At 37.7% G+C, this 15351-nt stretch carries 11 protein-coding genes; all 11 read left to right on the forward strand.

Going from position 1 to position 15351, the window contains the following annotated elements:
* Positions 1-34 precede the first annotated feature (34 nt).
* On the forward strand, positions 35-1057 hold the full coding sequence (locus V7266_RS24120) for a LacI family DNA-binding transcriptional regulator (protein ID WP_335471674.1): 1023 nt from the start codon (positions 35-37) through the stop codon (positions 1055-1057).
* Between the two features lie 100 nt (positions 1058-1157).
* Positions 1158-2384: an ABC transporter substrate-binding protein gene (locus V7266_RS24125; protein ID WP_335471675.1), complete on the forward strand. Its 1227-nt coding sequence runs from the start codon at positions 1158-1160 to the stop codon at positions 2382-2384.
* A gap of 162 nt (positions 2385-2546) precedes the next feature.
* Positions 2547-3383 (forward strand): carbohydrate ABC transporter permease, encoded by an 837-nt coding sequence (locus V7266_RS24130; RefSeq protein ID WP_335471735.1) that lies wholly within the window; start codon positions 2547-2549, stop codon positions 3381-3383.
* The gene (locus V7266_RS24135) at positions 3383-4204 is read left to right on the forward strand and encodes a carbohydrate ABC transporter permease (protein ID WP_335471676.1); all 822 of its coding nucleotides are present in this window, start codon (positions 3383-3385) and stop codon (positions 4202-4204) included. The genes V7266_RS24130 and V7266_RS24135 overlap by 1 nt, the downstream gene beginning before the upstream one ends.
* Positions 4205-4226: 22 nt before the next feature.
* On the forward strand, positions 4227-6428 hold the full coding sequence (locus tag V7266_RS24140) for an alpha-galactosidase (RefSeq protein ID WP_335471677.1): 2202 nt from the start codon (positions 4227-4229) through the stop codon (positions 6426-6428).
* Positions 6429-6805: 377 nt separating this feature from the next.
* A complete protein-coding gene (locus tag V7266_RS24145) occupies positions 6806-8602 on the forward strand; it encodes a sensor histidine kinase (RefSeq protein ID WP_335471678.1) in 1797 nt (598 codons plus the stop codon).
* Positions 8577-10169 carry a response regulator transcription factor gene (locus V7266_RS24150; protein WP_335471679.1) on the forward strand — a complete coding sequence of 531 codons (1593 nt, stop codon included), beginning with the start codon at positions 8577-8579 and terminating at the stop codon, positions 10167-10169. The genes V7266_RS24145 and V7266_RS24150 overlap by 26 nt, the downstream gene beginning before the upstream one ends.
* A 37-nt stretch (positions 10170-10206) precedes the next feature.
* Positions 10207-11538 carry an ABC transporter substrate-binding protein gene (locus tag V7266_RS24155; RefSeq protein ID WP_335471680.1) on the forward strand — a complete coding sequence of 444 codons (1332 nt, stop codon included), beginning with the start codon at positions 10207-10209 and terminating at the stop codon, positions 11536-11538.
* A 243-nt stretch (positions 11539-11781) separates the two neighbouring features.
* Entirely contained in the window at positions 11782-12684 is a 903-nt protein-coding gene (locus tag V7266_RS24160) for an ABC transporter permease (protein ID WP_420491496.1), read from the forward strand.
* Between the two features lie 24 nt (positions 12685-12708).
* Positions 12709-13593 (forward strand): carbohydrate ABC transporter permease, encoded by an 885-nt coding sequence (locus tag V7266_RS24165; RefSeq protein WP_218011287.1) that lies wholly within the window; start codon positions 12709-12711, stop codon positions 13591-13593.
* 39 nt (positions 13594-13632) lie between these two features.
* Positions 13633-15267, forward strand: a complete 1635-nt coding sequence (locus V7266_RS24170) for an ABC transporter substrate-binding protein (RefSeq protein WP_335471681.1) — start codon at positions 13633-13635, stop codon at positions 15265-15267.
* Positions 15268-15351: the final 84 nt, after the last annotated feature.

Here is a 15351-nt window from a genome sequence, read left to right on the forward strand (position 1 = left end):
GTTAATTTAACTAAAAGAGATTGATGGTGAGAGAATGGCGACAATAAAAGATATTGCCGATCAGGCAAATGTATCGACAGCAACAGTTTCCCGGATCTTAAATAATGATTCCACACTTTCCGTATCTGATGATACGAGAAAACGGGTGATTGAAATCGTCAATGAGTTAAATTATAAACCATTGCGAAAAAAGAGTGGGAAAACGGATAAACCTAATGAGAATTTTAATATTGGCGTCATCATGTTAAATGATGAAACGATTGATCCATACTTTCAGTCGATTCGCCTTGGTGTAGAAAGTACCTGTAATCAATATTCTCTATCTATCGCTACGACGATGATGGTAGGAAAAAGCAACATTACAGCAGAATCTTTGAGCGGACTGGATGGGCTGATTGTTCTTGGAGATGTTGATATAGGAGATTTAAAAGAAGTTTACTATGAAAATAACCATATAGTCGCGGTGGACTATTTGCCTCAAGATTCACATGTGGATGTAGTAATTTCAGATTTTGAAGGGGCAACTCAAAAAGTTCTGGATCATTTGCTTGAGCTTGGTCATACGGACATCGCTTTTCTAGGCGGAAGAGGAATGGTATTTGGGGTAAGCCGCCAAAAGTCGAAGGAAAAAGAAGACACAAGAAAAATGATCTTTGAAAAAGTCATGAAAGAAAAAGGATTGTACAACCCAGATAAAGTCTTAATTGACGAATGGGGGCCAACAAGCGGATACACATTAACCAAACAGTTAATTGAAAACGCTCAACTGCCAAGTGCGATTGTAGTCGGCAGTGATCCGATGGCATTGGGCGTGCTTCGTGCCTTACATGAGGCAAATGTCAAAGTACCTGACGATGTTTCAGTGTTCAGCTTTGATGATATCGAAGCAGCGGCCTTTATGAATCCACCCCTCTCAACCGTAAAAGTTTATGGAGATGAAATGGGGAAAACGGCAGTAAAGCTGCTATATGATCGTTTGAAGGGAAGAACAATTCCGCTGAAGGTGACCATTCCAACGGAACTTGTTTTACGTGATAGTGTAAGCGTTAAAAAATAATAAAAGTGCTAGGGGCGGTTAAAGGTTTTTCTTGTGACCGCTCGCCAATCCTTTTGTTAGTTTAAATATTAAACTATTTAAAAATTATGGAGGGTTTTCTATGAAAAAATCAATCTCGTTAGTAGCAACTGGTATGATCGCACTTTCTGTTCTAGCAGGCTGTGGGAGTAACGACGAGGCTTCAGGCGGTTCAAATGGCAAGGTGAAAATTGAGTTTTTTCAGTATAAATCAGAGGCAAAAGGTACGTTTGATGAACTGATTAATAAGTTTGAAAAAGAAAATCCAACCATTGATGTCGTTCAGTCTCAGCCGCCTGATGCTAATACAGTATTAAAAACACGTGTTGCAAAACGAGACCTTCCAGATGTCATCGGAATGGGCGGAGATGTATCGTATGCAGAAATTTCAAAGGCGGGAGCCTTTAAAGATGTTTCAAAAGATAGTGCTTTAAATGATGTACAGCCTGCGTATGTTGGCATGTTAAAAGATATTTCAAAGCAAGAAAAAGTATATGGAATTCCATATGCAGCAAACGCCGATGCTGTTATTTATAATAAAACTATTTTTAAAGATTTAGGTATTGATGTACCGACAACATGGGATGAATTCATCGCTGCTGCGGAAAAAGTGAAGGCGGCTGGTAAAATTCCATTCTACTTTACTTTTAAAGATGCTTGGACAGCCCTTCCTGCTTACAATGTACTTGCAGCCAACACTCAAGGAGAAGACTTTTTTAAAGACCTTGATAAGGGAAAAACTACATTTTTAAAAGGACATAAGGAAGCAACTGAAAAGCTATTAACCTTACTTAAATATGGTCATAAGGATCAGTTGGGTAAAGCATATAACGATGGGAACGTTGCATTTGCAAAAGGTGAATCTGCTATGTATCTTCAAGGGATTTGGGCAATTCCCGAAATTAAAAAAGCAAATCCTAATATTGATTTAGGTGTATTTCCTTACCCAATTAATGATTCAAAGGTTGTTTCAGGAGTTGATTTACTACTAGCTCAATCTGCAACTAGCAAGCACCCGAAAGAAGCCAAAAAGTTCATCGATTTTCTATTAAGTGATGAAAATATGAAAACATATCTAACAGAGCAAAATGCTTTTGCTGCTAAGAAGGGTGTCGTACAGGAAGCACCTGAACTAGAAGGTTTAAAAGCAAGCTTTGACAAGGGTAATGTCGTTGACTTTCCTGACCACTATGTACCAACAGCTGTTGCTCTTGACAAACAATTGCAAGTGTTAACACAGAAAAAGAATGTTGGAGAGTACTTGAAAACATTAGATAGTGAATGGGAAAAAGTAGCAGACCGTAAATAATAATTATGGAGAAATTGGGGATCCCAATTTCTCCAGGTTTAAAAATAGGGAGTGAAAGCAATGAGCAAAGAGGATATTGCCTTGAAAAATCCAACGATTTCTTCCGCTAAAACAAAAGAAAAGAAGACAAAAATCAAACTTAAAAACGTCCCCTTTTATTTAATGACGATTCCTGCGTTTCTTCTTTTCCTCATTTTCCATACCTTCCCAGCCCTTCAGGGTATTTATTATTCTTTTACAAATTGGGACGGTTTAAGTTTTACGTATGACTTTGTAGGTTTGAAGAATTATTTGAACTTATTTAAAGATGGAAATATCCTAAACTCCTACTTATTTACTTTTAAATTTGCAATTGTTTCCACGATTCTTGTGAATGTATTGAGTCTTTTAATCGCAATGGGGCTCAATGCCAAGATTAAAGGTAAGAATTTTTTCAGGGCGGCTTATTTCCTGCCTAATGTACTTGGTGTGCTAATCGTTGGTTTTATCTTTAACTTTATTTTTTCTAATGTCATCCCACAGCTAGGAGACAAATTGGATATGGGGTTTTTATCCACCAATATCTTGGGAAGTGAAAAATTTGCTTGGTTAGGTATCGTCATTGTAGCGGTTTGGCAGGCATGTGCCTTTAATGTCATTTTATACTTATCCGGCCTGCAAACCGTTCCATCTGAATTATACGAGGCATCAAGCCTTGATGGAGCGAATAAGTGGCAGGAATTTTGGAAAATTACTTTTCCAATGATCGCCCCATTCTTTACCATCAATATGGTACTTTCGATGAAGAACTTCTTAATGGTTTTTGACCAGGTTGTTGCCTTAACAGGAGGCGGACCGGGAAGAGCGACAGAATCGATTTCCCTTTTAATCTATAAAGGTGGATTTACTGGGGGAGAGTTTGCATACCAATCAGCAAACTCCGTAGTCTACTTTATTGTGATTGTTGTAATCTCTGTTTTTCAAATTAAGGTTCTCCAAAAAAGGGAGATGGATATGTAATGTTAAAACAAAAGATAAACTGGCCTGTTACGATATTAATTGCTTTAGGGTCTCTATTTATTCTTATCCCTTTGTATATTGCGGTTTCGATTGCGTTAAAAACACCGGATGAAATGGCCAAATCGGTCTTTTCACTTCCAACAGGGTTTCATTTTGAAAATTTTACCCGGGCCATCGAAGCAACTAACTTTTTTGCAGCATTCAAAAATAGTGCGGTCATAACTGTGGTTACAGTAGTTTTTACCATCTTGACAAACTCAATGGTTGCATATGCAATCGCAAGAAATATGCACAAGAAATTTTTCAAAGGACTCTATTACTATTTTGTTAGTGCTATGTTTATCCCGTTTCCAATCATTATGCTGCCACTGGTTAAACAGACTTCATTACTCAATATGGATAATCAAGGCGGACTGATCTTTTTATACATTGTCTATGGGGCGGCATTAAACATCTTTATTTATACAGGATATATTCGTTCAATTCCAAAGGAACTAGAGGAGGCAGCAATTGTCGATGGCTGCAGTACATGGGGAGTTTTTTGGAAAGTTATTTTTCCGCTGTTAACACCAATAAATGCTACAGTGGGAATTCTAACATGCTTATGGGCGTGGAACGACTTTATGCTTCCATTAATTATTCTAAACGATCCAGCGGATGCTACTCTTCCATTAGTTCAGTATATTTTCCAGTCTCAGTTTGGTACGGACTTTAACTTAGCATTTGCATCATATCTATTAGCTCTATCACCGATGGTTATCGTCTACATCTTCGCACAAAAGTGGGTTATTGGCGGTGTGGTAAAGGGAGCTATCAAATAGCCGATTTAGGAGTTGGAGATTCATGGGAATTCATTTTTGTTCAAAAAATAAAACCTTTCACTTGCAGGCAAAGGATACAAGCTATGTTATGGAAATAGTCCGTGACGGCTATTTAGTCCACAATTATTGGGGGCGGAAAATTAGAAGGTATAGCCATTCAAATTTTCTGCAATCGTTAGATCGCGGTTTTTCCGGGAACCCTTATCAGCATAAAGAGGATCGGACCTTCTCCCTGGATACTCTTCCGCAAGAGTATCCACAGTACGGAAACACCGATTTTCGGAAGCCGGCCTATCATATTCAGCTCGAAAATGGCTCAACGGTTACGGACTTGAAGTACCGATCCCATATCATTTTTAAAGGAAAAGCACCTTTAGAAGGACTGCCAGCAACATATGTAGAGAGTGAAGATGAGGCGGAAACGCTCGAAATTACGATGGAGGATTCACTTATCGGCTTAAAAGTAATCTTAAGTTATACTGTTTTCGAACAGTTTAATGTGATTACCCGTTCAGTCCGCTTCGTAAATGAGGGAGAACAATCATTAAAGCTGTTAAGTGCATTAAGTGTGAGTGTCGATTTTCGAGATGCGGATTTTGAATTTTTACATCTTCATGGTGCACATGTTAAAGAAAGACATATTGAGCGCCAGACGCTTCGTCATGGAGTTCAGTCAATTGAAAGTACGAGAGGTGCAAGTTCTCATCAGCATAATCCGTTTATAGCACTGTTAAGAAAAGGTACAACCGAAGATACAGGTGAAGTTTATGCGTTCAACTTTGTGTATAGCGGTAATTTCTTGGCACAGGCGGAGGTAGACCAGTTTAGTAATACCCGTGTCACGATGGGAATTAATCCATTTGATTTCAGCTGGAAGCTGGAAGCGGGTGCGGTGTTCCAAACACCGGAAGTAGTGATGGTCTATTCCTCTGAGGGTCTTGGCAGTATGTCACGAACATTCCATGAACTTTATCGTACACGTTTGGTAAGAGGAACATACCGCGATCAAGAGCGGCCGATTTTAGTGAACAACTGGGAAGCGACATATTTTGATTTCAATGCTGATAAGATCCACGAGATTGCCAAAGCAGGAAGCGAATTAGGGATTGAATTATTTGTCTTGGATGATGGCTGGTTTGGGAAACGGGATAATGATAAGTCTTCTTTAGGGGATTGGTTCGTTGATCGTCAAAAGCTCCCTGAAGGATTAGATAATCTTGCGTTAAATGTGAAGGATATGGGGATGGAGTTTGGAATCTGGTTTGAACCGGAAATGGTTTCGGTTGATAGTGACCTTTATCGTGAGCATCCAGACTGGTGCCTGCATGTTCCAGACCGCCTTCGTTCGGAGAGCCGCAATCAGCTTATTCTCGATTTTTCAAGAGAAGATGTCTGCAATGAAATTACCAAACGAGTTAGCGATATTTTAGCAACTGTTCCAATCTCTTATGTGAAATGGGACATGAATCGCCACATGACGGAAATCGGTTCGGCAGCCCTGCCTGCGGACAGGCAAAGGGAAACGGCACATCGATATATGCTCGGTTTGTATAAAGTAATGGAAACAATTACGACTTCGTTCCCACATATTTTATTTGAGAGCTGCTCTGGCGGCGGAGGCAGATTTGATCCAGGGATGCTCTTCTATATGCCGCAGGTGTGGACTTCGGATAATACCGACGCAGTTTCACGTTTAAAAATTCAATATGGTACGAGTCTTGTCTACCCGATTGTTACTATGGGCTCCCATGTATCCGCGGTGCCGAACCATCAGGTGCATCGGAGCACTTCAATGGAGATGCGCGGTAATGTCGCGATGTCTGGGAATTTAGGGTATGAGCTAGACTTAACCAAGATAACAGGCGAGGAAAAAGAAATCGTCAAACAGCAGGTTGCTCACTATAAAGAAATTCGTAAATTAATCCAGTTTGGTGATTTTTACCGGCTGCAGAGCCCGTTCGAAGGAAATGAAACAGCTTGGCTTTTTACTCCTAAGGACAAGTCTGAAGCCATTGTCTACTATTTCCGGGTATTAGCTGAACCAGCTGCACCAACATCTGTATTAAAGCTAAAGGGAATTGATGATACGAAACAATACCAAGTGATCGGAACTGATAAAGTATTTGGCGGGGATGAGCTGTCATATGTGGGTCTAAGTATACCTGCTAACATTCATGGGGATTTCCAAAGTTACGTTTGGCATTTAAAAGCGTGCAGTGAATAAGAGTCGTATCGTAAACGGTGAACAACAGAAGAAATGTTGTTCATCGTTTTTATGTAATGACCAACTTGTGTAGGGAAATAAATCATCCTTAGGTAGTGGTAAGTTCTTGAGAACTTTTGTAAAAAAAGGGAATTCATCACCTGCTTTTTTGATACATTTTAAAATATTACTCCGTAGACCCAAAAGGATTGTTTTACCTTTTGGGTCACTTTTATTTTTCAGTTAATAAAAAATATTAGGAGAAAAACTACTAATATAGCAATTAAATTACAATGGTATGATGAGAAAGGATATGTTAAATTGAATTAATAATAAAACTAGATTAGAAAAAATGCATAATACTGTAAGGGTTTACTTAAGCCTTCAGGGGGACTGATATGTTTTTTTCCTTACGTAATCGTTTATTTATCGTATTTACTTGTTTATTAACAATCCCGTTAATTATATTGTCCTTTATCATACCAAGCTGGTTTACATCTATCATTGAGGAACAGACTCAGGAACTGACAGTGGAGGCTATGGACCAATATTCGCTTTTTATTGATTCCATCACAACGCAAGCGAAAGATTTAGGGAATCAGGTACTCGTAAACCAAACGACACAAAAATGGATCAAACTAGAAAGCAAGAATGCCAATATATCCGATGGACAGAGACTTCTACAGAAGAATCAACTCAAAATGTTGTTATCGTCGATGATGGTAAACAATTCAAATGGCATGTCGATTTCAGTTGTTTTGAATGATGGCACAGGGACCTGGGGAAATATCTCAAACTTAAATCAAGTAGATTGGTATAAAGACTATTCTCAAAATAAACAGCGATATATTAAGTCGCATATTGATCCATTTCAGCCAACCCAAGGTAACATTAATAGCTATATTTTACCCCTCTTCGATATGAATACATTTGTTTCGTATGGAATGATTAAGGTGAATTTTCCTTCAGAGTTGCTTGAAACATCGTTGAATAAAACCAAGATTGGAAAAAACGGACATGCTTATTTGATCAATCATAATGGCGAGAATATCCTGCCTGGAAAGATCCGAACCCCTAAAAAGGTTTTGAAACAAACCTTAATTAAATTAAGCGATGATAAAAATCAAAAGGGATTAGTCGAAACGGATGATCATGGAGAAAAATATTTAGTTTTTTATCAAAAGTTAGGGGTAGGCGATTGGATTTTAATTAGTGAAGTAACTAAGTCTGAATTATTCGCTAAGGTCACCCGTTTACAACGGAACCTGCTGTTAACTAGTGCGATCGTGTTTTTAATAACGATTGTAGCTTCTTACATGATTTCTTCGAATATTGTTAGCCCCTTAGGTAAGTTGGCAAAAGCTATGAGGTATATAGAAAGTGGAGATTTTTCCGGAGCCAAACGCTTTATGCCGACAATAAAATCAGCTAATAATGAAGTGGGTTACCTAATAACCGTTTTTAATCAGACTATTGATCGGTTGAAGAATTTAATTGAAACCGAATATGAGGCAAATTTACGCCAAAAAGATGCGGAATATAAAGCCTTATTATTACAAATCAATCCACACTTTTTAAATAATACGCTTGAAATTATTGGTGGATTAGCTATGCAAGGAAAAAATAAACAAGTTATGGATGTAAGTATTCACTTAGGCCGAATGATGAGATATTCCTTGAACACGCACAGTGATGTAGTAAATTTGGGAGAAGAGTTAAAGTATATCCGCAGTTACACTGAAATATTAAAGCTAAGATATGAAGATGCTATATCAATTGAGATTGAAGAAGATTTAGAGACAAGAAGTCTTCCTATTATTAAATTTATTTTACAGCCTCTCGTCGAGAACGCAGTGAAATATAGTTTTATCGAAAAAACGTCAGCAGAAATTTTTATTAAAACCAAGCAAAGTAATCATTTAGTATTTATTGTTATTGAAGATAAGGGGATCGGAATGTCTGAAGAAGTGATCTCCGATCTAATGAGTGTCCAGACGAAGAATGATATAAATAGTGTCCTCATGAGTAAAGGAAGCAGCATTGGACTAAGGAATGTACTAAGTCGCTTGAAGCTTAACTATGGTCCAAATTTCTCGTATATGATTGAATCTGAAAGGAATGCAGGCACACGGATTACGTTATGCCTCAATACAGATCGGGGTGATAGACATGTTGAAGGTAATCATCACAGATGACGAGATTCAAATTCGTAAAGGCTTACGGATGAAAGTGAACTGGGAAGAACAAGGATTCCAAATAGCAGGTGAGGCGTCCAATGGGGTAGAAGCGCTTGAATTGCTTCGCGATTTGAATATCGATGTGGTTATTACGGATATGAGGATGCCGATTATGGATGGAATTGAATTAGCGAAACGTTGTCAGCAAGAATTTCCGAACGTAAGGGTAGTTGTTTTATCGGGTTATTCTGATTTTGAATATGTAAGAGGTTCATTGAAAGAAGGGGTAAAAGACTACTTGTTGAAACCCGTTGCCCCTGATGAATTAGTAGAGGTATTGAGTAAGATTCGTAAGGAAGTGGAAGAAGAGAAGCGGATCCAAGCGGAATCAGCTCGATTGCGCAGGCTTGTTCATTCTCAGCTTCAAGAAGTTCAGGAGCAATATTTACTCTACCTTGTAAAAGAGGAATGGCTGGAGCTAAACAAGGTAACAGAGAGATTGCGCCAATTGCAGTTAGAAGATCTTGTAAATAATGACGGAGAAGTACAATTTGTTACGGTAGAAATAAGAGAGAAAGAATACAATCCGAATCGATTAAAGGAACTATGGCTTCCCTTTCAGATGTTATGTAAGGAAATTGCAAAAGATCATCCCAAAACGTATTCGTTTTATGACCCTAATTATGCAAATATGATTCACTTTTTACAGCTTCTCGATTCCGACAATAGAGACAGTCCTTCAAGGCTAGTAAAAGAAATACAACAGACGATTAAGAGACTCTTGAAATTAGAAACGGTTGTTGGAATTGGAAATGTGACTTGTGGAATTACAAATTATAAGACAGGTTATATCTCTAGTTTACTTGCATGGAGTCAAAGTCAACTCGGCTCACAATCACAGGTATTGGATGGGTCGAATGTAAAAGAAGAAGTATTTGAGTTTTCACCTGAGATTGAAAGAAAGTTAACTAATGGAATTGAAAGTGTCAATTACGAGGCATTTAAAGAGAATATATACTTTTTATTGGAAGGGGACCGAAACCTCTCGATTATGTCCTTTACCTTTGCTGCTAATCGTGTGTTGTTTTTGTTAGGCTCACTCGCAAGAAAATATAATATGGAAACAAACGATTTTCAAAAGGTAATGTGGAATTGTCAGCAAAGCATTTGGGAACTCAATTCGCAAACTAAAGTAATCGAGCATCTTCTTCAATTAGCGAAGCTAATTATCGAGAAGGTCCGTGTAGCGCGTTTTTCGAACGGAAAAGTTATCGTAGCTAGTGTTCAGCAATATTTGGAACAGCATTACGCAAGTGAAATTTCCCTTTCCATGCTATCGGAACTCTTCCATATCAATAGTGCACATTTATCCGAAACGTTTAAACATACTGTTGGACAGAATTTCAGCGATTATCTTGTTCAATTACGACTACAGAAGGCCCGACAGTTCCTGAAAGATAAACAGCTTAAAATAATTGATGTGGCAAACTTGACTGGCTTTTCTAACTCAGGGTATTTTAGTACCGTTTTTAAAAAGTATTTTGGACAAACCCCTGTTGAGTTCCGAAACTCACTAGATTCATAAGTTTGATTTTTTAAAGCAGGAAGGTGAGGGAATGTAGATGAAAAAATGGTTATCTTTGATTATTTTTGCCATTTTACTTATAAGTAGTTCCTTGTATGCGCTATCTTTCCTTGGTACATTCTCTAGTAGTAAAACAGAAAATGTTGAAAAACCAAATAAAACCAACCCAATCGTGCTAACCTTCTGGCGCAATAATGGAAATGCAGCAGAAAATAAAGCATATGAAAAATTAGTTTCTTCTTTCGAAGCAGTTCATCCTACTATTAAAGTTCATATGAAATCATTTCCTTATAGTGATTATGAAATAAGACTGCGAACCGAGCTTGCCACTGGAAACCCTCCGGATGTGCTGACAATTGACAGCCCGACCTTGGCGCTTTATGCCAATACAGGTTCATTATTATCACTCGATTCATATATGAGAAACGAGGGAAATATTGAGGATATTCCTGAATCAACATTAAAAGGAATGAGTTTTCAGGGGGACATTTACTTGGCTCCTCTCGTTGAATCTAGTATTGCATTATTTTATAATAAGCGGCTTTTTAAAAGCGCAGGCATACCTTTTCCTTCAGGCGATCCCAATAAGCCAATGACATGGGAGGAAGTGCTGCAGATTGCCAAAAAACTAACCCATCCTGAAAAGGGAGTGTATGGGATTGATCCAGCACAGGGCTTTAATGATGGCGAGTCTCCTGCTTATTTTAAAATGCCTCTCCTTTGGCAGTTTGGAGCGGACGTGCTAAGTCCAGATGGTACAACTGCAAGCGGGTATTTGGATTCAAAAGAGGCATTAAAAGCCCTGCAATTTTATCAAGATTTATATTATAAAGATAAAGTGGCCGGTTTTGAATTACCGCCAGACCCATTTATAACAGGGAAACTTGCGATGACTGTTCTTGGATCTTGGACATTGAAGGATCTGGAAAATAGTTCTGAATTTAAATTAGGTGAAGATTTTGGAGTTGCCCCTTTGCCAGAAGAGAAGTATCAAGTTGTGCCAAATGGAGGATGGGCCCTCGGTATTTCCTCCAAGACTAAATACTCAAAGGAAGCTTGGGAGTTTATCAAATATGTTACAAGTTATGAAGGGATAAAAATGTATGTGGAGGAAACCGGTGATATACCTGCTAGGTACTCTGTTGCTAAAGACTTTCCTGAATTTAATCAGTATCCTAAAAATATCTTTTTACAACAAGCACAAAGATTTTCTAAAAACCGCCCGGTTACCCCAGCTTATCCTGTGATCAGCGATGCCCTAAAGACCTTATTTGAAGAAGTTGGACTTGGCGGAAATGATGTAGGGGCTTCTGCAAAGGAAGCCGTGGAGAAAATTAACACTAGTTTAAAACAAATACAGAATCCATAAAAGGTATCCTCTAGTTCAAAACTAGAGGTTTTTTTATTTGTTAAAATTGTAACCGATTTCAAAGTGCCGAAAATATTAAACACCTTAAACCAAAAATATTGAAATATTCATTAGAGCCATTTTGTTAAAGTAAAGCCAGAAGAAGAAAATACCCCCAGAGAGGAGGAAGCAATTGTGGAACAGATATACCAGAAAGTAGAGAATGGTCCAAACGAAGTAATGAAAGCAGAAGTGGGCACTAAAATGTCGAGGAATTTAAAGTATATGAAGAACAATTATCAATTATATCTCCTTGTTCTTCCAGCGTTAATCCTGCTTATTATTTTTAAATACGTACCCATGTATGGAGCCATTATTGCCTTCAAAGATTTTAATCCATTACAAGGAATCATGGGAAGTCCGTGGATTGGATGGGAAAATTTTGAGAAGTTCATGAGCACACCAGATTTTATGAATCTCTTAAAGAACACCCTAAAATTAAGTTCCTTTGGATTAATATTTGGCTTTCCTGTACCTATTATTCTAGCACTTATGATTCATCGAATTAAAAGAGTGGCCATTAAGAAAAATATTCAATTAGTCTTATATGCTCCAAATTTTATTTCAGTTGTTGTTGTAGTCGGGATTGTTTTTATTTTCCTATCTCCGGTTGGACCTATTAATCGATTCATCACTTTTTTTGGTGGAGACAGTATCTCCTTCATGACAGAACCTAGTTATTTCAGGACGATCTATATTATAAGTGATATTTGGCAATTTGCGGGCTGGGCATCGATTGTTTATTTAGCATCACTTTCCAATGTAAGCTCAGACTTAATTGATGCCGCGAAAATAGATGGAGCTAATATATTGCAGCAAATACGTCATATCGATTTGCCAACGATTAAACCGATTATGGTAATTCAATTTATTTTAGCTGCCGGAAACATCATGAGCCTTGGGTTTGAAAAAGCGTATTTATTGCAAACATCAATGAATCTTCCTACATCTGAAATATTGCCTACCTATGTTTATAAAATTGGCTTGCAGATGGGGGATTATGGTTACTCAACCGCAATTGGGCTTTTCAACGCCGTGATTAATGTCATCTTACTAATCAGCGTTAACCAAATCGTAAAACGGTTAAACGAAGGAGAAGGTATATAAATCTACATGATGGAGGTGAGAGGTATGTTTAAGCATCAAACGAGGGCAGATAAAGTCATTTTAACAACAAACGGGGTTATCTTGGCCTTAATCGTATTTGCTATTTTAATCCCATTAATTTATGTCATTATGGCATCGTTTACAAATCCAGCAACTTTGTTAAACAGTGGGATTACCCTTAATCCATCCAAATGGACACTTCAGGGATACTCACGAGTATTTAAAGATGGATCACTATTAATAGGTTTTAGGAATTCACTTTTTTACTCCACTGCTTTTTCGCTTATTTCAGTTACAATCACGTTATTCGCTGCTTATCCATTATCAAGGAAGGATTTTGTCGGCCGAAAACTGATGATGGCTCTCTTTATTATTACAATGTTTTTTGGCGGGGGATTAATCCCAACCTATTTGTTAGTCAAAAATTTAAATATGCTGGATACCATTTGGGCCATTTTATTACCAGGTGCTGTAAATGTATGGAACATTATTTTAGCAAGAGCCTACTTTCAAGGCATCCCAAACGAATTACGAGAAGCCGCTATTGTTGACGGTACATCGGAAATCCAGTTTTTCTTTAAAATCCTGCTTCCATTAAGTAAACCAATCATAGCGGTATTAGTGTTATATCAATTTGTCGCACAATGGAATTCTTATTTTGATGCCATGATTTACTTGAAAAGCGAGAATTTACAGCCCTTACAAATTGTCCTTCGATCAATTCTTGTTCAAATGCAGCCTAGACCTGGCATGATTCAAGACGCACAAAACACTGCCCAGCTGCAGCAAATTGCTGAAATGGTCAAATATTCAAGTATTGTCATTTCCAGTTTGCCGCTAATAATAATTTATCCATTCTTCCAAAAGTACTTTGAAAAAGGAGTAATGGTGGGCTCAATTAAGGGTTAAAAAATAAATTTTTAAACTATTAAATGGGGTGAAGGGATTATGAAGAAAAAGAAAAAAATGAGTTTTTTAGTAACAGCAGCACTCGTTACAAGTATACTAGCTTCAGGTTGTTCCAATTCAGCCAGTTCGAAAAAAGAGGCTGATGGGGCCAATTCATCACCAAAGTATGAATTGAAGAATATCAATTTTCCATTGGATAAAAAAGTGACCTTAAAGTTCTTAACACAAAGCTCTCCAATTGCTCCAAAGGATCCCAATGATAAATTAATTTGGCAAAGAGTAGAAAAGGATACAAATGTTCATATCGATTGGACGAATTATCCTTGGGAACAATTTGGAGATAAACGAAACTTAGAACTTGCCAGCGGCGACCTGCCGGATGCCGTTTTTCATGCTGGATTAAGTGATAACGATATTTTGAGATATGCAAAACAAGGAGTTATTGTCCCTGTAGAAACTTTAATAGATAAATATATGCCAAATTTCAAGAAAGTTTTAGATACTCGCCCGGAATATAAAAAATTAATCACTGCTTCAGATGGACATATCTATTCCTTCCCATGGATTGAGGAACTTGGAAGCGGAAAAGAAGCTATTCAAGCATTAGATGATATCCCTTGGATTAATAAGAAATGGTTAGATGAGCTAGGTTTACAAATGCCGACAACCACTGAGGAATTAGAAAAAGTATTGCTTGCTTTTAAGGAAAAGAAACCAGAGGGAAAAAATGATATCATTCCGATGTCGTTCATGATCAACCATGGCGGTGAAGATCCAGCTATGCTCTTAGGTGCCTTCGGGTCAGGTGATAACTATGATCATTATGTGGTATCAGAGGATAAGAAAGTTGTCTATACCGCAAACCAAGAAGGATACAAAAAGGGAATCGAATGGCTTCACCAGCTGCAACAAAAAGGTTTAATCGATAAAGAGGCCTTTACACAAGATTGGAATACGTATGTGGCAAAAGGAAAGAACGGCCGCTACGGCTTATACTTTACGTGGGACAGAGCCAATATTTCTGGTAATAATGAAGATTACGTTCCACTTCCTCCATTAAAAGGACCTGATGGGCAAATCAATGTAGCAAGGACCAATGGTTATGGTTTTGATAGGGGCCGAATGGTCGTAACAAGTGCAAACAAGAATCTTGAATTAACAGCAAAATGGATTGATAAGGCTTATGAACCAATTCAATCTGTACAAAATAACTGGGGTACTTATGGGGATAAGAAGCAACAAAATATCTTTGAACTTACCAGCAATGGTTCTCTAAAACATTTACCGCTTGGTTCCACCTCCCCTTGGGATTTAAGGCAAAAAACAAATGTTGATGGGCCTTTGGCAGTTTTAAATAACTACTATGGAACGGTAACAACCATGCCAGACGATGCTGCTTGGAGACTTGATATTTTGCATAAGATATATGTCCCGTCTATGAAGGCCACTTATAATTATCCGCCAATTTTCTTAGATAAAGAGGATCAAGATCAATTAACACAACTTGAGACGGTAGTAAAACCATATGTAGAAAGAAAGAAAGCGGAATGGATTTTAAAAGGCGGTATTGAAAAACAATGGGACGACTATTTAAAACAATTGGACAAAAACGGCCTTCCAAAACTATTAGACATTAAACAAAAAGCATTAGATAAGTATAATGCCGGGGAATAAGTTAGTAGATTATTAAATTAGGGAATGACCATCCAAGCCGAAACAGAATTTCGTTTCTGTTCGGCTTATTTTTCATAAAGTTAG

Source organism: Neobacillus drentensis, from assembly GCF_036965645.1.
Classification (GTDB): domain Bacteria; phylum Bacillota; class Bacilli; order Bacillales; family Cytobacillaceae; genus Neobacillus; species Neobacillus drentensis_D.